The sequence below is a fragment of the Amycolatopsis sp. WAC 04169 genome (assembly GCF_003947535.1).
GTDB classification, from domain to species: domain Bacteria; phylum Actinomycetota; class Actinomycetes; order Mycobacteriales; family Pseudonocardiaceae; genus Amycolatopsis; species Amycolatopsis keratiniphila.
In genome coordinates, this window is record NZ_QHJI01000004.1 from 567,294 (window position 1) to 593,217 (window position 25,924).

At 70.0% G+C, this 25,924-nt stretch carries 23 protein-coding genes and 1 riboswitch; of the genes, 7 read left to right on the top strand and 16 right to left on the bottom strand.

From position 1 onward, the window contains the following. Positions 1-6 precede the first annotated feature (6 nt). From DMC61_RS11690 to sigC, 4 genes are all read right to left on the bottom strand, one after another. Positions 7-1,248 carry a CdaR family transcriptional regulator gene (locus DMC61_RS11690; RefSeq protein WP_125689162.1) on the bottom strand — a complete coding sequence of 414 codons (1,242 nt, stop codon included), beginning with the start codon at positions 1,246-1,248 and terminating at the stop codon, positions 7-9. A gap of 140 nt (positions 1,249-1,388) precedes the next feature. Further along, complete coding sequence (locus DMC61_RS11695; protein WP_016335901.1) at positions 1,389-1,844, bottom strand: (2Fe-2S)-binding protein; 456 nt, start codon at positions 1,842-1,844, stop codon at positions 1,389-1,391. Between the two features lie 26 nt (positions 1,845-1,870). Continuing rightward, positions 1,871-4,123, bottom strand: coding sequence for a xanthine dehydrogenase family protein molybdopterin-binding subunit (locus tag DMC61_RS11700; protein WP_125689164.1), 2,253 nt, complete (start codon positions 4,121-4,123; stop codon positions 1,871-1,873). A gap of 180 nt (positions 4,124-4,303) precedes the next feature. After that, on the bottom strand, positions 4,304-4,873 hold the full coding sequence (gene sigC, locus DMC61_RS11705) for an RNA polymerase sigma factor SigC (protein ID WP_016335903.1): 570 nt from the start codon (positions 4,871-4,873) through the stop codon (positions 4,304-4,306). 58 nt (positions 4,874-4,931) lie between these two features. Between sigC and DMC61_RS11710 the strand changes: the two genes are divergently transcribed. The 3 genes from DMC61_RS11710 to DMC61_RS11720 all read left to right on the top strand — a co-directional run bounded on the left by DMC61_RS11710 (position 4,932) and on the right by DMC61_RS11720 (position 7,469). Then, positions 4,932-5,660: a zf-HC2 domain-containing protein gene (locus tag DMC61_RS11710; protein WP_125689166.1), complete on the top strand. Its 729-nt coding sequence runs from the start codon at positions 4,932-4,934 to the stop codon at positions 5,658-5,660. A 208-nt stretch (positions 5,661-5,868) separates the two neighbouring features. Further along, positions 5,869-7,071: an ROK family protein gene (locus tag DMC61_RS11715; protein WP_125689168.1), complete on the top strand. Its 1,203-nt coding sequence runs from the start codon at positions 5,869-5,871 to the stop codon at positions 7,069-7,071. Positions 7,072-7,115: 44 nt separating this feature from the next. Next, the gene (locus DMC61_RS11720; protein ID WP_125689170.1) at positions 7,116-7,469 is read left to right on the top strand and encodes a nuclear transport factor 2 family protein; all 354 of its coding nucleotides are present in this window, start codon (positions 7,116-7,118) and stop codon (positions 7,467-7,469) included. Here the strand turns inward: DMC61_RS11720 and DMC61_RS11725 are convergent. Beyond that, positions 7,466-7,972 (bottom strand): PaaI family thioesterase, encoded by a 507-nt coding sequence (locus tag DMC61_RS11725; RefSeq protein ID WP_125689172.1) that lies wholly within the window; start codon positions 7,970-7,972, stop codon positions 7,466-7,468. The two genes, DMC61_RS11720 and DMC61_RS11725, sit on opposite strands and share 4 nt — an antisense overlap. 71 nt (positions 7,973-8,043) lie before the next feature. On the opposite strand from DMC61_RS11725, the gene DMC61_RS11730 reads away from it, so the two are divergent. The 3 genes from DMC61_RS11730 to DMC61_RS11740 are packed head-to-tail and all read left to right on the top strand — an operon-like array spanning position 8,044 to position 11,735. Beyond that, entirely contained in the window at positions 8,044-8,601 is a 558-nt protein-coding gene (locus tag DMC61_RS11730; protein WP_233594780.1) for a TetR/AcrR family transcriptional regulator, read from the top strand. Between the two features lie 42 nt (positions 8,602-8,643). Further along, positions 8,644-9,378 carry an HAD family phosphatase gene (locus DMC61_RS11735; RefSeq protein ID WP_125689174.1) on the top strand — a complete coding sequence of 245 codons (735 nt, stop codon included), beginning with the start codon at positions 8,644-8,646 and terminating at the stop codon, positions 9,376-9,378. A gap of 56 nt (positions 9,379-9,434) precedes the next feature. After that, positions 9,435-11,735 carry a glycoside hydrolase family 65 protein gene (locus DMC61_RS11740; RefSeq protein WP_125689437.1) on the top strand — a complete coding sequence of 767 codons (2,301 nt, stop codon included), beginning with the start codon at positions 9,435-9,437 and terminating at the stop codon, positions 11,733-11,735. Between the two features lie 6 nt (positions 11,736-11,741). On the opposite strand, the gene DMC61_RS11745 is transcribed toward DMC61_RS11740, so the two are convergent. The 4 genes from DMC61_RS11745 to DMC61_RS11760 form a co-directional block, all read right to left on the bottom strand. Then, a complete protein-coding gene (locus DMC61_RS11745; protein ID WP_037344936.1) occupies positions 11,742-11,921 on the bottom strand; it encodes a hypothetical protein in 180 nt (59 codons plus the stop codon). Positions 11,922-11,960: 39 nt separating this feature from the next. After that, complete coding sequence (locus tag DMC61_RS11750; RefSeq protein ID WP_125689176.1) at positions 11,961-12,917, bottom strand: Ppx/GppA phosphatase family protein; 957 nt, start codon at positions 12,915-12,917, stop codon at positions 11,961-11,963. A 203-nt stretch (positions 12,918-13,120) separates the two neighbouring features. Then, on the bottom strand, positions 13,121-14,161 hold the full coding sequence (locus tag DMC61_RS11755; RefSeq protein WP_125689178.1) for an LLM class F420-dependent oxidoreductase: 1,041 nt from the start codon (positions 14,159-14,161) through the stop codon (positions 13,121-13,123). Between the two features lie 80 nt (positions 14,162-14,241). After that, positions 14,242-17,553: a DUF885 family protein gene (locus DMC61_RS11760; protein WP_125689180.1), complete on the bottom strand. Its 3,312-nt coding sequence runs from the start codon at positions 17,551-17,553 to the stop codon at positions 14,242-14,244. 136 nt (positions 17,554-17,689) lie between these two features. Between DMC61_RS11760 and DMC61_RS11765 the strand changes: the two genes are divergently transcribed. Further along, a complete protein-coding gene (locus tag DMC61_RS11765) occupies positions 17,690-18,676 on the top strand; it encodes an AsnC family protein (protein ID WP_125689182.1) in 987 nt (328 codons plus the stop codon). Between the two features lie 388 nt (positions 18,677-19,064). Here the strand turns inward: DMC61_RS11765 and DMC61_RS11770 are convergent, their stop codons facing one another. The 7 genes from DMC61_RS11770 to DMC61_RS11800 all read right to left on the bottom strand — a co-directional run bounded on the left by DMC61_RS11770 (position 19,065) and on the right by DMC61_RS11800 (position 25,912). Next, the gene (locus DMC61_RS11770) at positions 19,065-19,991 is read right to left on the bottom strand and encodes an RluA family pseudouridine synthase (RefSeq protein ID WP_125689184.1); all 927 of its coding nucleotides are present in this window, start codon (positions 19,989-19,991) and stop codon (positions 19,065-19,067) included. Continuing rightward, entirely contained in the window at positions 19,988-20,551 is a 564-nt protein-coding gene (gene lspA, locus DMC61_RS11775; RefSeq protein ID WP_125689186.1) for a signal peptidase II, read from the bottom strand. The genes DMC61_RS11770 and lspA overlap by 4 nt, the downstream gene beginning before the upstream one ends. Before the next feature lie 24 nt (positions 20,552-20,575). Then, positions 20,576-21,184, bottom strand: coding sequence for a hypothetical protein (locus DMC61_RS11780; RefSeq protein WP_125689188.1), 609 nt, complete (start codon positions 21,182-21,184; stop codon positions 20,576-20,578). A 19-nt stretch (positions 21,185-21,203) separates the two neighbouring features. Beyond that, the gene (locus DMC61_RS11785) at positions 21,204-22,547 is read right to left on the bottom strand and encodes an aminotransferase class V-fold PLP-dependent enzyme (RefSeq protein WP_125689190.1); all 1,344 of its coding nucleotides are present in this window, start codon (positions 22,545-22,547) and stop codon (positions 21,204-21,206) included. Positions 22,548-22,579: 32 nt separating this feature from the next. Continuing rightward, positions 22,580-22,694: riboswitch (SAM riboswitch) on the bottom strand. Positions 22,695-22,822: 128 nt separating this feature from the next. Continuing rightward, a complete protein-coding gene (locus tag DMC61_RS11790) occupies positions 22,823-23,506 on the bottom strand; it encodes a M23 family metallopeptidase (RefSeq protein WP_125689192.1) in 684 nt (227 codons plus the stop codon). 131 nt (positions 23,507-23,637) lie between these two features. Beyond that, positions 23,638-25,116, bottom strand: coding sequence for a potassium/proton antiporter (locus tag DMC61_RS11795; protein ID WP_125689194.1), 1,479 nt, complete (start codon positions 25,114-25,116; stop codon positions 23,638-23,640). Positions 25,117-25,228: 112 nt separating this feature from the next. Then, positions 25,229-25,912: a helix-turn-helix transcriptional regulator gene (locus DMC61_RS11800; protein ID WP_125689196.1), complete on the bottom strand. Its 684-nt coding sequence runs from the start codon at positions 25,910-25,912 to the stop codon at positions 25,229-25,231. Positions 25,913-25,924 lie beyond the last annotated feature (12 nt).

Below are 25,924 nucleotides of genomic sequence, written 5' to 3' on the forward strand. Positions count from 1 at the left end.
GGAAACCTAGCGCAGCGGGTCCCGTGGCGAGGGCAGATGCGAGGTATCCGGGAACATGTGGAGCGCGCGCAGGGCCGCGCCGAGTTCGGCGATGTCCGCCGGATCGGTCAGCGAACGGCCGAGTTCTTCGGAGATCCGCTTCAGCCGGTGCCGGATCGTGTTGGGGTGACAGAACATCCGCTCCGACGTCAGCTTCGTGGAGCCCTGGCATTCGAACCACGCCCGCAGCGTCAGCAGCAGCACGTTCCGGTCGTCGCCGGACAGGTCGAGGATCGGCCGGAGCACGTGATGCGCGAGCTGGACCGACGCCTCCGGCGCGCTGGCGACGAGACCGGCGAGCGGGGATTCGTTGAACTGCACCATTCCCGTCGTCCCCGGCATCATGCTGGACAGCGCGACCCGCGCGAGGTGCAGGGCACGCGAGGTGTTCCCGAGTCCGGTGAACACCGGGCTGACGCCGATCCGGCCGGTCTGGTTCTCCCGTAGGAGCCCGATGATCACCTGGGACGCCGCCGGATCCCGCATCGAGACCACGCCGACCTGCAGGTCCGGCGTGAGCCGCCAGGCGGACGCGTGATGCCGGTCGCGAAGCCGGTTTTCGATCTGTGGCAACGGTTCGTGCCCGACGCGCGGGGTCTCCGCCGCGACGACCACGTAGGTCCCGTCGAGCGAGAGTTCCAGCACGCGCGCGATGTCCCACAACGTGCCTTCGGTGGCCGCGCCGCCGGCGAACAGCGCCTCGACCAACGCCGAGCGCCGGCTTTGGTGCGCCAGCATGACTTCGGCGGTCGTGTCGCGGTAGGTCGTCGTCAGCGCCTCGGCGTAGTCGTCGATCAGGGCCCAGATCGCCGACGTCGCGGCGACGAGGCCGCGAAGGTCCTGGTGCTCTCCCGACGCGGTCAGTTCGACGAAGCGGTTCCACACCTCGGTGAGCCCGATCCGGTAGGCCCGGAGGAGTTCCGGCAGCGGCGCGCCCTGCAACGCCCGCGCGCGCCCGGTCGCCCGTGCCTGCGCGAGGTCGGGTTCCTCCGTGCCGCGCAGGGTCCGCATGACGAACTCGAGGTTGTTCCGCACCGACGTCCGCAGTTCGGCGAGGGTGACGAACTGCGCGTCGCGGTAGACCGGCATTTCGGCGCGGATCTGCTCGACGGTGCCGTCGATGAGCCCGGGAAGCTGCTTTTCGACCTCGACGGCCAGTTCGGCGACGATGACGGCCGAGCCTTCGCGGAGCACAGTTTCGTAGTGCATGGACGTCCTCCGGGGCAGGGACTCCTCGTCGAGTCCCTGGGGCCGTCATCTAACACGACTTGCCCGGAGGTGGCCTGTCGAAGCGCGAAGACTCCGCTGGTGCGGCAGGAAGCCGATATTCTCGCCGCACCAGCGGTGGTTCACATCTTCGCGGCCGCGCTCTTGATAGCTTCGCGGATCCGGAAGTAGGTGCCGCACCGGCAGACGTTCTGGATCGCGTCGATCTCGGCGTCCGTCGGGTTCTTCGTCTTCTTCAGCAGCGCCACCGCGGCCATGATCTGCCCCGGCTGGCAGTAGCCGCACTGCGCGACGTCCTGCTCCAGCCAGGCCTCCTGCACCGGGTGCAGGTCGTCACCGTCGGCGAGGCCTTCGATCGTGGTGACCTCCTTGCCCGAGCAGTCGGACACCGGCGTCACGCACGGGTTGAACGCCTCGCCGTCGAGGTGGCTGGTGCACGCCTTGCAGACGTTGATCCCGCAGCCGTACTTCGGGCCGCGGACGCCGAGTTTGTCCCGCAGCGCCCACAGCATGGGCAGATCCGCGGGCGCGTCGACGGTGACGGTCTTCCCGTTCACCGTGAAGGTGTAGTTGGGCATCGAAACTCCTTGGCGGGGAAGGAAAGTCAGCGGGGGAAGGGGTCGAAGTCGATCGGGAAGTTGATCGGGAAGCTACGCGGTTTGATCCCGGTCGCCCGCGCGTAGGCGTTCCCGATCGCGCCGACCGGCGCCGGCACGCCGAGCTCCCCGGCACCGCCGATCTCGCCCGTCTCCGGCATGACGAACACCTTGACGTCCATCGGCGAGTTCTTCTGCCGCGCGTAATGGAACTGCGAGTAGCTGCCCTCCAGCGGCAGCCCCTTGTCGATGTGCAGGCCCGCGGTCAGCGTGGTCGAGATGCCGTCGGTCAGGCCGCCGAGCATCTGCGCCTCGATCCCGCGCGGGTTGATCGGCTTGCCGACGTCGACCGCGATGGTCGCCTTGGTGACACGCGGCTTCTTCGGGTCGCGGGCGTCCATTTCGACGAGGCAGGCGGTGTACGACTTGTACTCGCCGTGCACGGCGACCCCCTGCGCGAACCCCTTGGGCATCTTCTTGCCCCACTCGCCGAGTTCCGCGACCTTGTCCAGCACGGCTCGCTGCCGGTCGTTCTTGATGAACTCGCGCCGGAACTCCACCGGGTCCTTGCCGAGTTTCGCGGCGATCTCGTCGACCATGATCTCTTCGGCGCCGCGTGTGCTCGCCGAGTACACCGACCGCCAGGCGCCGGTGTGGAAGTCCACCGGCACCTCGTTGAGCAGCTGCGTGGTGACGCCGAAGTTGTACGGCGACTTCACCGTCAGCAGGAACACCGTCTGCGCGAAGCTCAGGTTGCCGCCGACGGGCAGTTCGGCGGCGAACGCCGTGAGTACCTCGCCGAGCCCGTGACTCCAGTCGGTCTCCACGCTGGCGACGCGGTGTTCGAAGGTGAGCACCTGGCCGAGCGCGAAGGTGGCGCGGATCTTGTGGTGGCTCGCGGCACGGGCGCGGCCGTGGCGCATGTCGTCGATCCGGCTCCACATCAGCCGCACCGGCCGCTTGAACGCCTTGGAGGCACGCGCGGCCTCGATGGCGCCGTCGGAGAACAGCCGCCTGCCGAAGGAACCGCCCGCCTGCTGGACGTGCACGGTGACCTTGTTCTCGGGAAGGCCTAGTTCCTGCGCGATGTTCTGCTTCGCGAGGATCGGCACCTTCATCCCGGACCAGATGGTCGCGCTGTCCTCGCGGACGTCGGCGACCGCCGAGTTGGTCTCCAGCGGGGCGTGGCTGGCGAAGGCGAAGTCGAACTCGCCGTCGACGTACTGGGTCAGCAACGGCGGCACGACGAACGGGAGCGCCGCGGCCTGCAGCTTCTTCTTGATCGTCGCGTTGTTCTCCCCGTCGACGGTGCCGCCGTTCCAGCTGACGTCGAGGGCGTTCTTGCCGTCCAGCGCCTGGCCGAACGTCTCGGCCATCACCGCGACCCCGGTCTTGATGACCGCGATGTCGATGATGCCCGGCATGGCGCGGACGGCCGCCTCGTTGTTCACCTTCGCGACCGTGCCGTTGATCGTCGGCGGGCGGCGGACCATGACCGGCTTCGCGCCGGGGACGTCGAGGTCGAGGGTGTATTTCAGCTGCCCGGTGACCATCGCGCGGGCGTCCTTGCGCGATTGCGGCGTGCCGACCAGCTTGTGCGCGGACTCGGCCTTCGGGGTCGCGGTGAGCTTGCCGAGGTCGGCGCGGGCGGCGGGTTTGGCCAGCGAGCCGTAGTCCGCGCGGCGACCGTCGGGGGCGATCACCGCACCGTCCCTTGTGGACAGCCGGTCGGCCTTGGCGCCCCACTGCCTGGCGGCGGTCGCGACCAGGCGGGCGCGCGCGGCGGCCGCCGCGGTCCGCACCGGGGTGTAGAGCGAGCGCATCGTGTTGGAGCCACCGGTCAGCTGGTTGAACAGCAGCTCCGAGCGGGCGTCGGAGAGGACGACGTCGACCTGGTCGAGCGGGAGGTCCATTTCTTCGGCGACCAGCATCGCGTTCGCCGTGGTGATGCCCTGGCCGACCTCGGTCCGAGGCAGTTCCAGCCTGACTCGGCCGTCTTCGCGGACTTCGAGGACGAGCAGGTTGGCGGTGGGGGCGTTCGACAGGATCAGCACGTCGCCGAGGTCGAGGATCTCGGCCGGGCCCGGCGGGGTCGGGATGACGGCTTCGGCCTCTTCGGGCGCGACGGTGTCGATGCCGATCTTCGTGGCGATCGTGAGGGTGGGCGCGGCGACGAGGAAGGTCAGGAACCGGCGGCGGCCGAGGCCTCCGGGGTCCGGAGCCTCACTGCCGTGGCCCTCAGCGGTGGTGGGACTGGCCATCGGGAAGATCCCTTCGAGAGCGCGCGGAGCAGGCGGGGACCCTCGCGCGGCCTGGGGTTGGATGGCGACACGCTAGGCATCGGCATTCGGCCTAGTCAACGCGGAGTAGTCGTGTCGCCCCATCTGTGTGACAAGGTGACAGCGGAAGGGCTCAAATGTGTGACGCGCCACAGGCGGGCGTCAGATGGAGTCGCGCTCCCGGCCCGCTTCCAGCAGGTCTTCGCGGGCGCGCGCGACACGCGAGCGCACGGTGCCGACCGGGCAGCCGCAGATTTCGGCGGCCTCGGCGTACGAGAGGCCCAGCACCTGGGTGAGCACGAGGACCTCGCGCCGCTCCGGGTCGAGCCCGTCGAGCAGCATCCGCAGCTCCACGAGGTCTTCGAACCCGGCGACCCCCTCGGCCTGGCGGGCGCCGCGGCGTTCGGCGGTGGCCTCCCAGTCGACGTCGGCGAGCTTCGGGCGCGCCGAAGCCGCGCGGATGCGGTCGACCACCACGCGGCGCGCGATCGACAGGAGCCAGGTCCGCGAGGACGACCGGCCGGCGAACCGGCGCAGGCTGCCGAACGCGCGCAGGTACGTCTCCTGGGTGAGATCGTCGGCGGCGCCGACGTCGGCGAGGTGCGCGACGAAGCGCCAGACGTCCGCCTGGGTGGCACGCACCCAGTCCTCGAGCGCCCGCCGGTCGCCGCGGGCGGCGGCGAGGGCGAGCTCGGTCACCCGCTCGTCGTCGTGGTTGCGCGCCCCGGCCATACGAGAAACGTAGCAGCGTCGCGGGAACCGGGGCAGGCCCGCGCCCGACAAGTGAGACGTGAAGTGCGAGACCTGCCGCGAGGCCCTGTCGGCCCGGCTCGACGGCGAAACCGAACCCGCCCCGCCCGAGGTGGTCGACCGGCACGTGGCCGGTTGCGCCGCCTGCCGGTCGTGGCTTTCGCGCGCCGAGCGGATGCACCGGGCGATACTGCTGCGGCCCGCTCCCGCGGTCCCGGACCTCACCGCCGTCATCCTCGAACGCACCCCCGCCCCGCCGAGCGAGGGCTGGCCCGCCAGGATCGCGCTCGCGCTGGTCGCGATCGCGCAGCTCGGGCTCGCCTTCGCCCAGCTACTGGGCGTCGAAGACCACACCGCCGGCCACGGCACGGAATCCCTGATCGGGCACCTTTCCCACGAAAGCAGCGCGTGGAACCTCGCCGTCGGCGTCGGACTCGGCTGGGCGGCCGTCCGCACGAAGGCGGCGGCCGGTCAGCTGCCCGCGCTGACCGGTTTCGTCGCGCTGCTCCTGGCGCTGTCGGCGGGCGACCTCGTCACCGGGCAGGTGACCGCCGGACGCGTGCTCACCCACGGGCTGGTCGTCGCCGGACTGCTGCTGCTGTACGTGGTGAACCGTCAGCACCGGCTGCGCAACCGCCCCAGCCCGGCGACGACGGCCGATCACCCGGGCGCCTACAGCGCCGAAACCGATCATGAGACCGGCGAAACCCCCGAACGGCCCCGGCAGCACAGGGGATTCCGGCGGCCCGCGAGCCGCCACGTCGCCTGAAGGCGCCTGGTCTAGACCATTACCGGTCACTGGGAGCACGCGCCCGGATACCGGGTGAATCACGGTTTTTCGCGCGCGGCGTGCGCGATTCGCGGCGCGGACACGTTTATCGTCGCCTGGGACCACCGAATGTAAACCTTCTTGCCCATTTCGGGCCGGAGGCGGATAACTTTGGTGGAACACCTTGGTTCGACAGGAGGCGAAGCTCGTGGTTGGCGCAGAAAACCCACCCGTCGGCACCCCCGCCGGGATGCGGAAGATCAACCAGCGCGCCGTGCTGGACCTCCTGCGCCGCAGCGGCCCGGCGACGCGGCCCCAAGTCGCCAAGGACACCGGCCTTTCGAAACCCACGGTGAGCCAAGCGTTACTGGCGCTCGAAGCCGCCGGTCTCGCCAGGGCGACCGGGCACACCTCGACCGGCACCGGCCGGTCCGCCGTGCTCTACGAAGCGGATCCCACGGCGGGCTACGTCCTCGGTGTCGACATCGGACGCGAGCACCTCCGCGTCGCCGTCTCGGATCTCGGCCACACCGTGGTCGCCCGCCGTGACGAGCGGAACACCTCGCGTTCGGGCACCGCGCTCGTCAGCGCCGTCGGCACCCTCGCCTCGGCGACGGTGCGCGAAGCGGGACTGTCCCAGGCGGACATCGTCGTGCGGGTCCTCGGCTCCCCCGGCGTCGCCGACCCGGACAAACGCTGCTTCCGGCACGCGCCGAACCTGCCCGGCTGGGGCAAGGCGGGCCTGCTCGACGAACTCGAAGGGGTCCTCGGCCCGGACCTCATGGTCGAGAACGACGCGAACCTCACCGCCGTCGGCGAATGGGAACGCGGAGCCGCGCGCGGCGCGTCCGTGTTCGGCTGCATCACCATCGGCACCGGCGTCGGGATGGGCGTGATGGTCAACGGCCAGGTCTTCCGCGGCGCGACCGGCGCGGCGGGCGAGATCGGCTACCTGCCCTACGGCCAGTCGCACGCGGCGGGCGAGGGCGAGGACGCCCCTCCGGTCCGCGGCCACCTCGAAGAGGCGACGGCGGCACAGTCCGTCGTGCGCGGCGCGCGTGAACTCGGCCTCGGCACGGCGAAATCCGCCCGCGAGGTCTTCCGGCTCGCGCGCGACGGCGACGAGCTCGCCCTGCGTGCCGTCGAGGCGGAGGCCGACAGGCTCGCGTACACCGTGGCGTCGGTGGCGGCGGTGATCGACCCCGAGCTGATCGTGCTCGGCGGCGGGATCGGCACCGCGGCCGATCGGCTGCTCGACCCGATCGACCGCGCCCTGCGCTCGTTCACTCCCCTGGTCCCGGCGGTCGTCCAAGGCGAACTGGGCGACGACGGAGTGCTCACCGGCGCGATCAGCGTCGGGCTGCGCGCCGCCGAGGGCCTGGTGTTCGAACGCAAGGTCGGGGCGGCCTGAGGCATTACCTCCGCGGTAATCGACAGCGGGTGCACGCTGTTCCTATGACCACAGCCAAGAAGATCGTCCTCGACTGCTTCGAGAACATGTTCGTGCACAAGGACTTCGCCGCCGCGGGCAGGGACGTGCACCCGGATTTCGTCACCCACAGCCCGGGTTTCCCCTCCGGCCGTGACGCTTTCGTCGAAGCCATGCGGAATTCACCGCTGGCGGACGCGGAGGTCGCGGTGAAACGCGTGATCGCCGACGACGAGCACGTCGTCGTGCACCTGCACGTCGTCCGGCCGGGCGAGGAGCTCGGAGCCGCCATCGTCGACATCGTGCGCGTGGAAGACGGGCTCATCGTGGAGCACTGGGACGTCAAGCAGCCCGTGCCGCCGGGCGCCGAGATGTTCTAGGGCTTGATGATCAGGCAGGTGCTCGACGCCGTCGCGAGCACCTTGCCCTGCCCGTCGCGGAGGTCGCCCTCGGCGAACGCGACACGCGAACCGGCCTTCACGATCCAGCCGTGCGCGCGGATCTCCCCCACCGAACCGGAAATCGCGCGCAGGTAGTTCACCTTCAGCTCCACCGAGGTGTACCCGACGCCGGCGGGCAGGGTCGAGTGCACCGCGCACGCCACCGCCGAATCCAGCAGGGTCGCCGCGACCCCGCCGTGCACGGTCCCGATGGGGTTGTACAGCGACTCGTCCGGCGTCGCCGCGATCACGACGTCCCCCTCGGCCACGCTCACCCAGCGCATGCCGAAATGCGCCGAGATCGGCGCGGGCGGGATCCGGCCTTCGGCGATCCCGGTCAGGTAGTCGAGGCCGGACATTTCCCGGCCGAGCCGCGCGGTCGGCAGCGGATCCTGCCAGGTCACGGTCTTTTGCCTGGTCTGCCCGGTGACGTCGATGGTCATGGCTGCCTCCTAAGACGATCGTCCTAGGCTTTCCTAAGACGGTCGTCCTAGTCAAGGTCTATGCTGGGCACGTGTCCGACACCACCACTCGCGAGCGGATGATCTCGACCGCGATGACGCTCTTCCGCCGCGAGGGCTACCAGGCGACCTCGTGGCGGCGGCTGGTCGAGCAGGCAGGCACGCCGTGGGGGTCGGCGTACCACCACTTCCCCGGCGGCAAGGAGCAGCTCGCGGTCGCCGCGATCGAGCTCGGCACCGCCGTCGTGGCGAAGACGGTCCGCCGCGCTTTCGAGCGCAACGAGACGGTCGAAGACGCCGTGGCCTGGTGGTATCGCAAGGCGGGTGAAGCGCTGGCCGCCGACGACTACCGCGGTGGCTGCCCGCTCGCCACGATCACGCTGGAGATGGCGCACGCCTCCCCCGTCATCACCAAGGCGTGCCAGGACGCGTTCGCCGCCTGGCACAAGCTGCTCGTCGAACTGCTCGGCGAGGTCGAGGATCCCGAAGACGTCGCGGCGGCCATCATGAACAACCTCGAAGGCGCGTTGCTGGTGAGCCGGGTCCACCGGTCGCCGGAACCGCTGGAGCGGGCCGCGCGGCACGTCGCGCTCGTGGTCCGCGCCGCCTGAGAGCCGAGCGAGTACCGGCGAGCCCGGGTAGCGTTGCCAGACATGATCGGTCTGCCCGACACCATCACGGCCTGTCTCTTCGACCTCGACGGCGTGCTGACCGGAACCGCGGCCCAGCATCGCGAAGCGTGGAAGCGCACGTTCGACGAGTTCCTGCGCGCCCGCGACGGCGACGCGTTCTCGCCGTTCACCGACACCGACTACGCGGCCTACGTCGACGGAAGGCCGAGGGCCGACGGCGTCCGCACCTTCCTCACCTCACGCGGGATCGAGCTGCCCGAGGGAAACCCCGACGACGGCATCGACGCCGCCACCGTCAACGGCGTCGGGAACCGCAAGAACCAGCTGGTGCTGAAGATCATCGACGAGGAGGGCGTGACCCCGTACCCGGGTTCCGTCCGGTATCTGGAAGCGGCGAAGGCGGCCGGGCTGCGCATCGGCGTCGTCACTTCGTCGGCCAACGGCGCCAAGGTGCTCGACGCCGCAGACCTGACCAAGTTCGTCGAAGCGCGGATCGACGGGATCGTGATCGCCGAGCAGAACCTGCGCGGCAAGCCCGCCCCCGATTCCTTCCTCGCCGGCGCCGAGGCGTTCGGTGTCGCCCCGGCGAACGCGGCCGTCTTCGAGGACGCGCTCGCGGGTGTTCAGGCGGGCAAGGACGGCGGTTTCGGTTACGTGGTCGGGGTGAACCGCGCGCACCAGGCGGGCGAACTGCTCGCGCACGGTGCCGACGTCGTGGTGGACGACCTCGCCGAACTCCTGGAGGACCGCAAGTGAGCGAAGCGCTTTTCCGCGGCTACGAGGTCGCGCCCTGGGAGCTGCGCTGGCACGGGATGGACGTCGACGCGTTGCAGCGCACCGAATCGGCGTTCGCGGTGTCCAACGGGCACATCGGCCTGCGCGGCACGCTGGAGGAGGCGGAGCCGCGCGGCCTGCCGGGCACCTACCTCAACGGTTTCTACGAACAGCACGACCTTCCGTACGCGGAAACCGGTTACGGCTACCCCGAAGAAGGCCAGACGGTCGTCAACGTGACCGACGGCAAGATAATCCGGCTGCTGGTCGAGGACGAACCGCTCGACATGCGCTACGGCCAGGCCACCGAACACGACCGCGTGCTCGACTTCCGGAAGGGCACCCTCGCGCGCGACACCGTCTGGTCCTCGCCGACCGGGCGCCGCGTCCGGGTGAAGACCGAACGCCTGGTCTCGTTCACCCAGCGCGCCGTCGCCGCGATCCGGTACGAGGTCGAACCGCTCGACGACGATCTCCAACTGGTGGTGCAGTCCGATCTGCTGGCGAACGAGCCGATCGAGTCCGACACGCGCGATCCGCGGGTCGCGGCGGCCCTGGAATCGCCGCTGGTCGGCGAATATCACCACGCGGAGGCGTATCACGCGGTGCTGGTGCACCAGACCCGGCGATCCGGGCTGCGGATGGCCGCCGCGATGGACCACAAGATCGACGTCTCCGACGGCGTGCGCACGCATATCGAGGCCGAGGACGATCTCGCGCGGCTCACCATCGCCGTCGACGTGCCCAAGGGCGGACGGCTGCGGATCACCAAGTTCCTCGCCTACGGCTGGTCCGCGCAGCGTTCGGTGCCCGCCGTGCGCGCGCAGGTCGAGGCCGCGCTGGCCGGGGCCAGGCAGACCGGCTGGAAGGGACTGCTCGCCGAACAGAAGGCGTTCCTCGACGACTTCTGGGAGACCTCGGACATCGAGATCGACGGCGACCCCGAACTGCAGCAGGCCGTGCGGTTCGCGCTCTTCCATCTCCTGCAGGCCGGCGCCCGCGGTGAGACGAGGGCGTTGGCGGGCAAGGGTTTGACCGGCCCCGGCTACGACGGCCACGCGTTCTGGGACACCGAGACCTTCGTCCTGCCCGTGCTCACCTACAGCATCCCGGACGCCGCCCGCGACGCCCTGCGCTGGCGTCACTCCACTTTGGACAAAGCGCGGGAAAGGGCGGCGCAGCTGGGTTTACGCGGCGCCGCGTTCCCCTGGCGGTCCATCAACGGTGCCGAGTGTTCGGCGTACTGGCCGGCGGGCACGGCGGCGTTCCACGTCAGCGCGGACATCTCCGACGCCGTCGTGCGCTATCTCAACGCCACCGGCGACGACGAGTTCATGCGGACCTGTGGCGCGGAACTGCTCCTCGAAACCGCGCGGCTGTGGGTGTCGCTGGGGCATTTCGACCGGCGAGGCCGCTTCCGGATCGACGGTGTGACCGGGCCGGACGAGTACTCCGCGGTGGCGGACAACAACGTCTACACGAACCTGATGGCCCGCCGGAATCTCTTCTACGCCGCCGAAATCGTCGGCCAGCACGACGACATCGCCCGGCGGTTCGAGGTCGGAGAGGACGAGGTCGCGTTGTGGCGCGAGGCGGCCGACGCGATGCTGGTGCCCTACGACGAGGACCTCGGCGTCCATCCGCAGTCCGAAGGGTTCCTGGAGCACGACGAGTGGGATTTCGAGGCGACGGACCTGGATTTCTACCCGCTGCTGCTGAACTTCCCGTACTTCGACCTGTACCGCAAACAGGTGGTCAAACAGGCCGATCTGGTGCTCGCGCTGCACCTGTGCGGGGATTCCTTCACTCCCGAGGAGAAGGCTCGCGACTTCGCCTACTACGAGGCGATCACCGTGCGGGATTCCTCGCTGTCCGCGGGAACGCAGGCCGTGGTGGCGGCCGAGGTCGGACATCTCGACCTGGCTTACGACTACCTCGCCGAGGCGGCGCTGACCGACCTGCACGACGTGCACAACAACGTCCGCAACGGCCTGCACCTGGCGTCGCTCGCGGGCGCCTGGCAGGGCACCGTCGCCGGGTTCGGCGGGCTGCGCGACCACGGCGGACGGCTTACCTTCGCGCCGAGGCTGCCGCCCCAGCTGCGGCGGATCGCGTTCCGGCTGACCTTCCGCGGCACCCGGTTCCAGGTCGAGATCGACGGCGAGGGCGCGACGTACCACGTGATCACCGGGGAACCGCTGGAACTGGCGCACCACGGCGAGACGTTCACCGTGACCACCGAACCGGTGCGGCTGCCCATCCCGGCGATCGATCCGGGGCCGGCGCCGACTCAGCCCGCGGGCCGCGCTCCGGCGCGACGGCAGCCGAAGGACGCGTGATACCGGTCAGTCCGGGGGTTCGATCGGCGCCTCGCCGCCGCCCGGCACGTCGTCGACCTCCTTGGTGCCGTGCGGCCCGATGTCACGGTTGGGCGCGCTCGGCACGTCGGTCTTCGGCTGGATCCCGCGGAGGTCGTCGAGGTCTTCTTCGTCGTCCTGCCCGAAGCTCTTCTTGCTTTCCCTCATGTGTCCGGGGTACCCGCTCGCGGCCGGATGCGCCAGTCCTCAGGCGGCTTTCGCCGGTTTGCCGTCCAGCGTGACCAGCCCGTCGAGCATGCCGAGCAGCAGCCCGTCCCTGGTGGACCACGGGCAGATGGCGACCTGACCACCCGAAAGCGTCAGCAACGCCTCGGCGACGATCGCGCCCGCGAGCGCCTGATGGGAGCGCTGCCGCGAGATGCCCGGCAGTTCGGCGCGGCGTTTCGCGGGCAGCTTCGCCAGCCGCGGGATCCACGCGCGGAGATCGTCGAGGTGCAGTTCCCTGGAGCGGGACGGCCGGTCGCCGGCGAGCCGGGCGAGTTGCCGCAGCACCTTGGAGCAGCCGACGGCGCGATGGTCGCGGATATGCGGCAGGACGTCCTGCATCGCGTCGCGGACCTCGTCGAGCACGTGTTCCCGCATCGCCCGCACGACCTTGGGCGACGGGCATTCGGTGGCGAACCAGTCCCGGGTCAGCGAGCGCGCGCCGAGCGGCAGGGAATGCGCGAACCCGGCTTCCTCGGCGTCTCCCGCGGCGAGTTCGACGGTCCCGCCGCCGATGTCGAGCACGAGCAGCCGCCCGGCGGAGGCGCCGTACCAGCGGCGCGCGCCGACGTACGCCAGCTCGGCCTCGCGGCGGCCGGTGAGGAAGCGCAGTTTGACCCCGGTGGCCTTCGCGACGTCGCAGACGACCTGCTTCACATTGGCCGCGTCGCGGATCGACGACGTGGCGAGCGGGTACACGTTCTCGACGCCGTGCTTGGCGGCGATGGTCATCCCCGCCTCGACCGCGGAGGAGACCGCGTCGATGCCACGCCGGGTCAGGTTCCCGTCATCGTCGAGTTCCCGGTCCAGCCGCAGCCGCGTCTGATGGCTCAGCGCGGGATCGAGTGGCGAACCACCCTTGGCCAGGACGACCAGCCGTGCACTGAACGACCCGACGTCCAGGACCGCGGCGGACGGCTCGCCGATCTGCTTGCGCACGCGAGGCACCTCACCTTCGTCGCGAACGGATTCCCCCGAGGTCTCGCTTTCACTCCTGATAATGGCGGATTTTCCCGCCGTTCAGGCGTGATTCACGTTCTCTTTCCACCGGGAGGCCGTTTTTTGACCACGAAGGGGTTACACCGGCGCAGGTCAAGTATACCGTATCGATACAGGTGAGAGGTTCACCTCCCCCTGCGCGCCTAGTCGATGAGTTCGCGGAGCTTCGAAACTTGCGCGACACGGGCGTCGCGCCCGGGCAGCAGCGGGTTGACCACCAGCGTGGTCGCACCGGCCTCGCGGAAGGCGGCCAGCCGCTCCTTGACGTAACCCTCGGGACCGATCAGCGAGATCGCCCTGATCAATTCCTTCGGCACCGCCGCGGCGGCCTCTTCCTTCTTGCCGTCCAGGTAGAGGTCCTGGATGAGCTTCGCTTCGGCTTCGTAGCCGTACCGCTGAGCGAGACTGTTGTAGAAGTTCTTGCCGCGCGCGCCCATCCCGCCGATGTAGAGCGCCAGCATGCCGCGAAGGTGGTCCAGCATCCCTTCGACGTCGTCACCGATCGCCAGCGCGGTGCCGACGAAGGTGTCCAGCTCGCCCAGCGACGGGTCGCGCTTCGCCTTGCCCTCGGCCAGCGACGCGCCCCAGACGTCCGCGGCCTTCTCGGGGTGGAAGAAGATCGGCTCCCAGCCCTCGGCGAGTTCGGCGGTGAGCGCGACGTTCTTCGGGCCGATCGACGCCAGCAGGATCGGGATCCGCTCGCGCACCGGGTGGTTGATCAGCTTCAGCGGCTTGCCGAGCCCCGTGCCCTGCTCGGGCGGCAGCGGGATCGAGTAGTGCGTACCGGAGTGCACCACCTTCTCCCGCCGCCACACCTGACGGCAGATGTCGATGATCTCGCGCGTGCGCCCGAGCGGCGCGTCGTACTTCACGCCGTGGAAACCCTCGATGACCTGCGGACCGGAGGCGCCGATGCCGAGCGTGAACCGGCCGTCGGACACGAAGTCGAGCCCGGCGGCGGTCATCGCGGTCAGCGTCGGCGTCCGCGTGTAGATCTGGAAGATGCCCGACGCGATCTGGACGCGATCGGTCTTCGCCGCGACGTAGCCGAGCTGGCTGACCGCGTCGAACGAATAGGCCTCGGGGACGAAGACGATGTCCAGCCCGGCCTTCTCCAGTTCGACGATGTCGGCCACGCTCTCGGCGAACCCGCCGGCGTAGCTGATCGCGGTCCCGATCCTCATCCGCATCTCCTCATCGAGTTACTGAGCGCTCGCTTAGCGACAGTATGCGCCGGGAGCGCGTACTTCGCGTGTGTTCCGGCTCACTGCGCGGCCACCCAGCCCTTCACCACGTCGTCCAGCACCGCCAGCGGCAGGATCCCGTTGCTCAGCACGACCTCGTGGAAGCCCTTGATGTCGAACCGGTCCCCGAGCGCGGCCTCGGCCTCGGCGCGGATCCGTTCGATCTCCAGGCGTCCCACCATGTACGACAGCGCCTGCCCGGGGACGGCGGCGTAGCGGTCGATCTCGGCCTCGATCTCCACCCTGGCCATCGGCGTGTTCTCGGCCAGGTAGTCGACGGCCTGCTGACGGCTCCAGCCGAGCGCGTGCATCCCGGTGTCGACGACCAGCCGTCCGGCGCGCATCGAATCCTGGGTGAGCATGCCGAACCTGGTCAGGTCGCTCGAGTACAGGCCCATCTCGTCGGCGAGGCGCTCCGAGTAGAGACCCCAGCCTTCGACGTAGGCGTTGACGTCGGCGTGCCCGCGCAACATGGGCAGGCCCTTGAGCTTGTGCGCGATGCAGATCTGGAAGTGGTGCCCCGGAACGGCTTCGTGGAAGGCGATCGCCTCGCTCGTGTGCTTCGGGCGCTGCTCGGCCTCGTAGGTGTTCGCGTAGTAGGTGCCCGGCCGCGAACCGTCGAGCGCCGCCTCGATGTAGTACGCCAGCGTGCCGCCGGGCGCCTCCGCGGGCGGAACCGGCTCGACCTGGCACCGCTCCTCGGGCACGGTCGAGAACCACTCCGGCGCGACGGCTTCGGCGCGGGTGATGGCGTCACGCGCGGCGTCGAGCAGTTCGTCGCCGTCTCGCCAGCGCAGCGCCGGGTCGGTGCGCAGCCGTTCGAAGATCTCGTCGAGATCCTTGGTGCCGAAGATCTTCTCGCCCAGCTCGCGGTACTGGTCGGCCAGTTTCGCGATCATGTCGAGGCCGGTGTCGTGCAGATCCCGCGCGGTGCGCTCGGTGGACGTGTGCGCCCGGATCAGCGCGGCGTACTTCTCCTGCCCGCCGGGAAGCGCGCAGAGACCCGGCTCGGTTTCGGGCTTCGCCACGGGACGCAGCTCGTCGGCGAGGAAATCGCGATACCGCTTGTAGGCGGGCCGGACGACCTCGGCGAGCAGCTGGTCACGTTCGGCCTCGTAGCCGTCCACGGAAACGGACGCGGTGAGCGCCAGCGGATCCCCCGCCTCGTCGCCGAGATAGCGCTCCACGTAAGCGATCCCGCCTTCGACGAGGAAGCCGGGCGGGACGAGCCCGTCGGCCGCGGCCGCGCGCTGGCGCACGATCAGGGCGTCGAGGTAGGCGCCCAGGCCTTCCAGCCGCTTCAGGTAACCGCGGACCTTTTCCTCGTCGTTCAGCGACAGCACCGAAAGTTCGTTGAGCATGAACAGCGCGGGCGAGGCGAGCCCATCGCTGACCGAGAACTCCGAGGCCCGCGAATCGATGACGTCGACCATCGCCTTCGCCTGCTGGATCACGACCTCGCGGGTGACCGCCTCGGCCGGGGAAAGTCCTTCGGTGGCAAGGGCTTCGGCCCGTTCGGCGATGGCGACCGCCGACGCACGCTGTGCGGCCGCGGCCTCCGCGCTCGGGTCGGGCAACGCGCCTTCGTCGCCGGGGAGGCCGAGCAGCGAGCGCCACAGCGGAAGCTCCTCGAACTTGAGCTCCATCAGCTCCTCGGCGAGGCCGTTCGGGGTGTCGCCGTGGCCCTTCACCCAGTCGCGGACCACGCCGTCCAGCACCGAAAGCGGCAGCGACCCGCCGCCGAGCACGACGTCGTGGAAGGCCTTGATGTCGAACCGGCTGCCCAGCGTCAGCTCGGCCGCGGCGCGGATGCGCTGGATCTCCAGCCGTCCCACCATGTACGACAGCGCCTGGCCGGGGAAGGCGATGTACCGGTCCACTTCGGACTCGATCTCCACGAGCGCCATCGGCGTGTTCTCGGTGAGGAAGTCGATGGCCTGGCGGCGGCTCCAGCCCAGCGCGTGCAGCCCGGTGTCGACGACCAGCCGTCCGGCACGCATCGAATCCATGGTCAGCATGCCGAGCTTCGCGACGTCGTCGGAGTACAGGCCCATTTCGTCGGCAAGGCGCTCGGTGTACAGGCCCCAGCCCTCGGCGTACGCGGTGAAGTCACCGACGCGGCGGAGCAACGGGAGCTCGGTGAGGCCCTGCGCGAGGCTCAGCTGGAAGTGGTGGCCGGGGATGGCCTCGTGGAAGGCCGTCGCCTCGGCCGCGTGCCGGAACCGCTCCTCCGCCTTGTGGGTGTTGGCGAAGTAGATACCCGGCCGGGAGCCGTCGACGGCGGCCCACATGTAGTACGCGGCGGGCGCGCCGGGCGCGGATTCGGCGGGTACCGGCTCGACCGTCCACGGCTGCGGCGGGATCCGGCCGAACCAGTTCGGCGCCTCGGCCTCGGCCCTGGTGATGGCCGCGCGGGCGGAGTCGAGCATCTCCTCGGCGCTGGACCAGCGCAGGTCCGGGTCGCTGCGGAGCTTGCTGAAGATCTCCTGCAGGTCGCTGGTGCCGAAGACCCGTGAGCCGTACTCGCGGTACTCGTCGGCGAGGCCGGCGATCACGTCGAGACCGGTCTGGTGCAGCTCCCGCGGGGTGCGGACGGTCGTGGTGTGCATCTCGGCGAGCAGGGCGTAGAGGCGCTCGCCGTCGGGCAGCCAGCAGACGCCGGGCTTGTCCTCGGGACGGCCGTGCGGGGCGATCTCCTTCGCGAGCACCTCCCGGTACTCGGCGATCGCGGGACGGACGACGTCGCGCAGCAGTTCGGCGCGGCGGGTCTCGAAGCCCTCGTCGGGCGCGGGCTGGCGCAGCAGCGGATCGGCCGAGGGGTCGGCGAGATGCCGGTCGAGGTACGCGACGGCGGCGTCGACCAGGTAGGCGACCGGGACCAGGCCGCGGGCGACGCCGTCCCGGTGCCGCTGCGCGGCCTGCCGCAGGTACTCCGGGATCGCGGCGATCCGCCCGAGGTGGGCGTCGGCCTGCGCGCCCGTCCCGACCGACATCATCGGCAGCACGGTGAGCACCTCGGCGGCTGGCGAGATGAACAGGTCGCTGATGGTGAACTCGACGAACCGCGAGTCCAGCAGGGCGATCCTCGCCCGCGCCATCGCGATCAGGACGTCACGGGTGGTCTTCTCCTCCGCGCTCAACCCGTCGGTGGCGAGTGCCTCGGCCCGCTCGGCGAGCCCGGCAAGCCGCGCGCGGAAAGCGTCTCCCGCGGCCTCGCTGAGATCGGTGAGGCCGGTCGATTCCGGACGGAAGCCCTGCAAAGCGGGCATGACCGGCTCGGCGTCGAAGAGGGCTTCGACGAACTCGTCGGCGAGGGCGGAGACTTGGCTCATGTTTGCTTTCCCCAGTGGTCGATGGAGGCGGTATCCCCGACCCTAATGGAGAGCGAGTACTACCGAAGCCGGGTTTTGCCGCGCTCGGGCGGCCTCTCCCCGCGGCGCCGGAGGCGAGACGGTAGCGTTCCCGGACGTGGCCGTGACCGATCCCGTGGACATCCGCCTGCTCGCCGCCCTCGCGGACCTGGGCAAGGCGGCCGTACACGAACTCGCGGCGAAGGTCGGGATGGATCCACGCGAGGTCGCGTACCGCCTGGTGGCCCTCTCGGGCAGCGGGTTGCCGCTGCTCGTGGGTGTGGAGAGCGACCCGAACGGGCTGCGGGCCGCCATCTCGAGCGCCCCGCCCTCCTGGGCGCAGCAGCCCCCGCAACAGCCTCAGCGTCCGCCGGGGCACTCCGGGCCGCACAACATCCAGGGCACGCCCTCGGGTCCGTACAACGTCCAGGGGACGCCTTCGGGCGCGTACAACGTGCACGGCACGCCGTCGGGCCGCTACCCCGGTCCGCCGTCGGCCCCGGTGCGCCAGCCGATGGCGCCGCCGCAGCCCCCGCCGCGTCCGCCCGCCCCGCCGCAGCAGCAGTTCGCCCCGCCGCCGATGACGCCCGCCGACCCGGTGATGAGCACCTGGGGCGTCCCCCAGACCGCCTCGTGGGCACGCGGCGACGAGCAGCAGGTGACCCCGCAGGCCGCCCCGGAGGGCAAGAAGGGCCGGACCGGCGACGTGATGGAGACCCAGGGCCTGGAAGGCGAGCAGCTCACCGTCCAGCTGCTCGAGGTCCAGGACCCGGCGGACTACCTGTTCAGCGCGGCGGGCTACTCGCTGGAGGCCGGGGAACGGTCGGTCGTGGTGCACACCGAGATCACCAACCGCGGCAACATCCCGTTCGTGTCGCTTCCGGACAACTACCTCGAACTGCTCACCGCGGACGGCAAGCCGATCGCGAAGGCGCCGGTCTCGCTGACGTCGCGGCCGCCGCACAAGATCGGCGTCCGGCCCGGCGAGACCCTCGGCGGGCACACCGTCTACGTGCTGCCGGACGCCACCCGCGTGGTCGCCGTGCGCTGGTCGCCGCGGCCGGAACCGGACGAGCGCACGCTGACCTGGTCGATCGAGGACTGACGCGCCCGCTGTCTCCGCATTTAGAGGACTAAATGCGGCTCTTCAGGACGCAATGAGGCAACGGTAGTGAAGGCCTCCTTTCCTACCCTCAGGGTTGTGAAGGAGGCCTTCACGGCCCGCCGATCGCCTTAACGGTCACGGAAGAACCACACGCCACAACGGTTGCGCGTGAAGGACCCCTTCACGCGGCTCAGCCGAGGGAACTCGACCTTCGCGACTCCCCGGATGTCATGAAAGGGTCGTTCAGGACATATTTCGTCCTGAACGACCCTTTCATGACATCCAGCACCCCCTCAAGTACGTGAAGGACCCCTTCACTGCGCTAGACGCAATGAAGGGGTCCTTCACGTATCCGTCCCGCATTCAGAGGACTAAATGCGGCGAGGGGCTAGTTCTCGTCCTGCAGGATCCGCAGCGCGTTCGCCAGGTCGTCCGGGTACTCCGACTCGAACTCGACCCAGCGCCCGTCGGCCGGGTGCGCGAAGGCGAGCGTCTTCGCGTGCAGCCACTGCCGCGAAAGCCCGAGCTTGCGCGCCAGCACGGGGTCGGCGCCGTAGGTCAGGTCACCGACGCACGGGTGCTTGAGCGCCGAGAAGTGCACGCGGATCTGGTGCGTGCGGCCGGTCTCCAGCTTGATCTGCGCCAGCGAAGCGGCACGGAAGGCCTCGACGACCTCGTAATGCGTGACGCTCGGCCGCCCGCCCTGGACGACGGCGAACTTGTAGTCGTGCCGGGGGTGCCGGTCGATCGGCGCGTCGATGGTGCCGCGCGTCGGGTCCGGGTGGCCCTGCACGATGGCGTGGTAGCCCTTGTCGACGGTGCGTTCCTTGAACGCCCGCTTCAGCACGGTGTACGCGTGCTCGCTCTTCGCCACGACCATCACGCCGGTCGTGCCGGCGTCCAGCCGGTGCACGACACCCTGGCGTTCGGCCGCGCCCGAGGTCGCGATGCGCAGCCCGGCGGCGGCGAGCCCGCCGACGACGGTCGGCCCGGTCCAGCCGGGGCTCGGGTGCACGGCGACGCCGACCGGCTTCGAGATCACCACGATGTCGTCATCGTCGTGCAGGATCTTCATGCCCTCGACAGGCTCCGCGACGACCTCGACCGCCGACGCCGGATCGGGCAGCGTCACTTCGAGCAGCCCGCCGGCGGTCAGCCGGTCCGACTTCCCGGCGGGCCTGCCGTCGAGGAGGATCTCGCCGGATTCGGCCAGTTCCGCCACGACGGTGCGGGAGAGTCCCAGCAGCTTCGCCAGCCCCGCGTCGACGCGCATTCCGTCGAGCCCGTCGGGGACGGGCAGCATGCGCGCGCTCATTCGGTCGCCGCCTTCTTCTTGTCCTTTGTGGATGTTCCGTCGTAGTCCTTGCCCAGCAAGGAAAGAACCACGATGAGCACACCGCCGACGCAGATCGCGGAGTCGGCGACGTTGAAGATCGCCCAGCCCTGCCCGTTCGGCGCGAAGGCGGAGATCATGTCGACCACGTGCCCCTGCAGGGGGCCGGGGGCGCGGAAGATCCGGTCGGTCAGGTTGCCGAGCGCGCCGGCCAGCACGAGGCCGAGGCCGATCGCCCAGCCGACCGAGCGCAGGCGCCGGGACAGCCAGACGATGGCGATCACGACGGCGATCGCGACCAGCGCGAGCACCCAGGTCAGCCCGGTCGCCATCGAGAAGGCGGCACCGGGGTTGCGCACCAGCTGGAAGTACACGAGCCCGCCGAGGAACTCGACCGGCTGTTTGCCCTCCAGCGTGGACACGGCGATCTGCTTGGTGAGGAGGTCGATCCCCCACAGCACCGCGGCGACGGCGAACACCACGGCGACGCGCTTCTTGGGCAGCGGCGGCGACGGTGGCGCCGTTTCGGGCTCTGTACTCACTCCCCCATTGTCCACTGAGCGTGTTCAGGCCTCCTCGGCGGCCGCCTTCGGCCTGCTCAGCAGGGCCGCGAACGCCCCGGCGAGCGCGACCAGCGACGACAGCACCAGCGCGAGCTGTCCTCGTGCGGGCACGACCGCGCAGAGCATGAAAGCCGCGGCCACGGCCAGCACCAGCACGCTGCGGTCCAGCCAGGCGAGCAGGACCAGGCCGATCGTCAGCAGGATCGCGCTCCGGGTGTCCCCGCCGAGGTCGAACTCCCAGTAGCCGACCAGGTCGGCCAGTGCGATGGCGACCAGGCCGCCGAGCGCGATCGCGGCGACCTTCCACCACCGCATGGTCTTCGTCCGAAGGGTGTAAAAGAGCACTGTGCCGAGGTAGACCGCGAACACGGCGAACAGCCAGCCGTCGTTCCGGCCTGCGATGTCGAACGACGTGTCCAGCGCGGCCGCGGTTTCGCGGCTCATCTCGACGCCGTGCAAGCTCACGTACCCGAACGAATGTCGTTCACCGGCGGGCGCGTAAGCGAACCAGCCCCCGGAGCGGATCCCGCCCAGCGAAAAGGCCACCACGGCCAGCTGGGCGAATCCCAGTAACGCCAGCGGAAACCAGTAACGCGGTCGTTCGTTCCCCATGCGGGGTGAGGGTAGTGGGTCAGGCGCAGAACGGGGGCAGTTCGCGCGGATCGTTTTCCGGCACCCAGCGGCCTTCCGGCTTCTCGTACTGCCAGCGCGCGCCGCGGGCGACGATCTGGCGCAGCGCCAGCACGATCCGGTCCACGTGCTCGGTGGTGCTGCCGAGGCCGAGGCTCACGCGCACGGCCTGCTGCCCCGTCGAACCGGCCACGGCGATCAGCCGCTTCGTCGCCACGTGCGCGCAGAACGCGCCGTCCCGCACGCCGATTCCGTACTCCGCCGAAAGGACCGCGGCGAGCCAGCCCGGGTCGAAACCGTCGACGACGAAGCTGAGCGTGCCGACCCGGTCGACCGGCGCGTCGAACAAGCGCAGTTCGGCGAAGCCGGGGATGGCGGCGAGGCCGCGACGCAGGCGCGCCAGCAGTTCCTCTTCGTGGGCGACGATGCCGTCCCAGTTCGCGGCCAGCGTCTCGCAGGCGACTCCGAGCGCGTAGACGCCGACAGTGTTGGGAGAACCGGCTTCGTGCCGCTCAGGTCCGGAATTCCAGACCACGGAGTCACGGCTGACGAGCTTCGTCGCGCCGCCGCCGGCGAGGTACGGCTGAGCCGCGCGCAGCCAGTCCGCGCGGCCGATCAGCGCGCCGGCGCCGAAAGGCGCGTACAGCTTGTGGCCCGACAGCGCGACGTAGTCGACGTCGAGTTCGCGCACCGAGATCTTCCGGTGCGGCGCGAGCTGCGCCGCGTCGAGCGCGATCCGGGCGCCGTGCCGCCGCGCGACGGCCGCGATCTCCTTGACCGGCAACAGTTCCCCGGTCACGTTGGACGCGCCGGTGAGCACCACCAGCCGCGGCCCCTGCGGGCAGTCCGCGAGCGCTTCGTCCACAGCGGACACCGCGGCGAGGCGGGTGCGCGGCGTCTCGATCCGGCGGACGTTCGGGCCCTTCCACGGAAGCAGCGCGGCGTGGTGCTCGGTGTCGAACACGACGACCGACGTGTGCTTCGGCAGACTGCGCGCGAGAAGATTGAAGGAATCGGTGGTGTTGCGGGTGAACACGACGGTGTCGGTCGATCGCGCGTCGACGAAGTCCCGCAGGATTCCGCGTGTGCGCTCGTAGAGCTTGGTGGAGACCTGCGAGGCGAACCCCGCGCCGCGGTGCACGCTGGCGTACCAGGGCAGGAACTCGTCGACCGCGGACCGCACCTTGTCCAGACAGGGCGCGCTCGCCGCGTGATCGAGGTTGGCGTAGCCGATGTCGCCGCCGGTGACCAGCGGAACCCGCAGATCGGCGCAGGCGACCGCCGGGATTTCGTGCGTGGCAACGGTTTCAGCAGGGGTGCTGGTGCGTTCGAGAGCGAGGGTCATCGTCATCCTCCGGGCCAGGGGACCCGCCGAGGATCCCGCGCTTGCCCGTCGCACCGCGCGACGAGCCAGGTCCTCACCCGGGGCACCCCACCGCGGAAGGAGGGTTGCCGGTCAGCTAGCCGGGGCTTGACGCTGACACTCGTGACCTACGGACGAAGTTAGCGGATGGGCGGCCGATCGAGCCAGCCCTCGTCCGCATCTTGAGACGCCGCTCACGTGCCCGGTGAGCGGGAAACACCGTTGCCCGGCGCCGCGCCGCGCCGGGCAACGGCAGGTCAGACCCGGAATCGGCCGGGCAGCCCGATGGTCGCGCGGGAGGAGAGTTCGGTCGCGGTACCCGAGTACTGATCGGTCCCCGCGGTGAACTGCCAGCCGCCGAAGGTCTTGCCGTCGACCGCCTCGCCGTAGGCTTCGGCGACCTTGGTCGAGACCTCGTCGTAGGACTTGCCGTCCCAGTTGCCCGCGCCGACCCCGAAGTCGCGCGAGTCGCCGCCCTGGGCGGCGGCCGTGGGCAGGGTCCACAAGGTGAAGTGCACGTGGGCGCCGGTGCTGCTGCCACCGCAGGGCAGCGCGTTGCCGGTCCGGCCGAGTGCGTCGCCCGGCTCGACCTTCTGGCCGTCGGTGACCGAAATGTTCTCCATGTGGTAGTAGCCGGTGCGCCAGCCGCCGTCGTGGTCGACGGTCACCCAGTCGCCGCCGGAGCAGTGCTGGATCCGGACGGTGCCCGCCAGCGGGGCGCGAACGGTCTTGTCGCCGGGGCTGAAGTCGATGGCGTTCTTCACGCCGGAGTTCCCGTTGTCCGAGTGGATGCCCGCCGAGTAGACCGATTGGCCCGTGTCGAAGGGCAGCCCGAACGCGGGAAAGGCACCGGCCGCTGTCGCCGTCGGGGCCGCGAGAACCACCCCGACAAGGGTCGCGGCGACCCCCAGACCGGCGAACCGCGCACGAAGTTTCGTCACCTTGCGTACTCCTTACCCCGCGACACTCACCCATTCGATGGAGTCGATTGCGGGGAAAGTAATCCAAAGGGAGTACGAAAGGGAAGAATTTTCTGAGATCAACCGACGAACAGCTGGTGCCGGTTCGTGATCTACTGGCCGGATTCGCCCTTCCACCTGGCCAGGCGGCCGGCGCGGTCGACCGCCCGCAGGCGTCGTTCGGCCGCGTCGCGGGCTTCGGCGGTGGTCACGACGAGTAACTGGTCGCGTTCCTGCAGCCGGGTGTTCTTGTTCGGCGTGAAGCCGGTGCCGTCGCGGACGAGGAGGCTGATCGTCGCCCCCACCGGCAGCCGCAGCTCGGCCAGGTAGACACCGTGCATCTTCGATCCGGTGTTGATCCGGACCTGCAGGAGCTCGGCGCCCATCTCGTCGAGCGGCGCGGAGTCGACATCGATCTCGTGTGCTTCGGCGTGCTGGGCCAGCCCGAGCGCTCGCGCGAGCGGCGTCAGCGTCGCCCCCTGGAGCAGCGTCAGCACGATGACCAGCACGAACACCGCGTCGACCAGTTCCTGCGCGCCGGGCACCCCGGACGACAGCGGGATCAGCGCGAGCACGATCGGGACCGCGCCGCGCAGCCCGGCCCAGGACAGGAACACCTGTTCCCGCCAGGGGATCTTGAACGGCAGCGCCGACAGGAGCACCGACAGCGGGCGCGCCAGCAGCAACACGACCGCGCCCGCGACCAGGCCCTGGACCAGGCTTTCGAAGATCCTGCTCGGCGAGGCGAACAGGCCGAGCAGCACGAACAGGCCGATCTGCGCGAGCCAGCCGAGCCCTTCGGCGAAGGAGAGCGTGTCCGATCGGTGCGGCAGCTTCGAATTCCCCAGCACCAGGGCCGCGACGTAGGTGGCGAGCAGCCCCGACGCGTGGGCGAGCTGCCCGCTCGAGTACGCCACGACGCACACCGCGACCGTGGCCAGCGGGTACAGGCCGGTGGCGGGAAGCGCCGCCCGGCGCAGCGCGAACGCCCCGCCCCAGCCGAAGGCCAGGCCGATCACCAGGCCGGCGGCGAGTTCGTAGACCACCAGCAGCGGCAGCGACCAGTCGATGGTCGCCCCCTCGGCGAGGACGACGACCGCGATGTAGGCCGGGGCGTCGTTGATACCGGACTCGATCTCCAGCGCGCCCACGAGCCGCTTCCCGATCCCCGCCGATCTCAGCACGGAGAAGACCGCGGCGGCGTCGGTGGAGGCGAGTACCGCGCCCCACAGCAACGCCATCCGCCAGTCCAGGCCCAGCAGCCAGTGCAAGGCCGCGCCGGTGACCGCGATGCTCACCGCGACGGCCACTGTGGACAGTGCGATTCCGATGCCCAGCGAGGGTTTCACGGCCGTCCACCGGGTGGTGAGGCCACCTTCGGACAGGATCATCACCAGCGCGGCGAGGCCGAGCGACTGGGTGAGCTCGGGGTTGTCGTACTGGATGCCGAACCCGGCTTCGCCGAGCAGGACCCCCATCCCCAGGTACAGCAGCAGCGAAGGAAGGCCGACCCGGATCGACACCCGGACGGCGATCACGGCGACAAGAAGCACCGCGCCACCGGTACCGAGGATGAGCGGGAGCTGCTCCATGTCGCCTCCCGTTCCGGTCGCCGTGAGGGCTCCAGAATAGTGAGGCGGTGATCGTCACACGTTCGTGTACCGGTCGAAAAGTGTCCGGATAACCTGTGTTACAGACTGTCCATTAGGGACTGCGCAGGGCCACCAGGTCGACACCGAGTTCGGCGAACGGTTCTTCCGCCGCGGGCAGGACTTTCACCGCGCGGTTACCCTCCCGGGACAACCAGCCGGCGCTCACTCCGTGAGACAGTAACGCCGCGGCGACCCGGCCAGCCAAATGATCACGGCGCACTGTCCAATCCAGACAGTCACGCAGCATCGGACGGCGGCCGTCGTCGATCTCCACCCCGAGCCCGTCGAGCACCTCGCGCCCGCGGCCGGTCAGCGTCAGTCCGCCGGCGTCGTCGATCAGCCCGGTGGCGAGCATCCCGTCCCGCAGTGCCACACCGACCGTCCCGGCGAGGTGGTCGTAGCAGGTCCTGGCGAACTCCAGCCGCTTCACGCGCACCGAAGACCGCAGTCCCTTCACCGGCCGGTGCTCGGCGTGCTGCGCCAAATGCTCGATCAGCTCCGCCACCCGGGGGTCGGCTATCCGGACGTAACTGTGCCTCCCCTGTTTGACCCGCACGACGAACCCGGCGTCGGTCAGCTTCGTCACGTGCTCACTCGCCGTCGACGCGGCCACTTCGGCCGCACCCGCCAACTCGGTCACCGTCCAGGCGCGCCCGTCGAGCAGCGCGAGGCACATCGACGCGCGGCTCGGATCGGCGAGCACGGCCGCGACCTCGGCCAGTGCGATCGTTTCCATGCCTTCACCGTA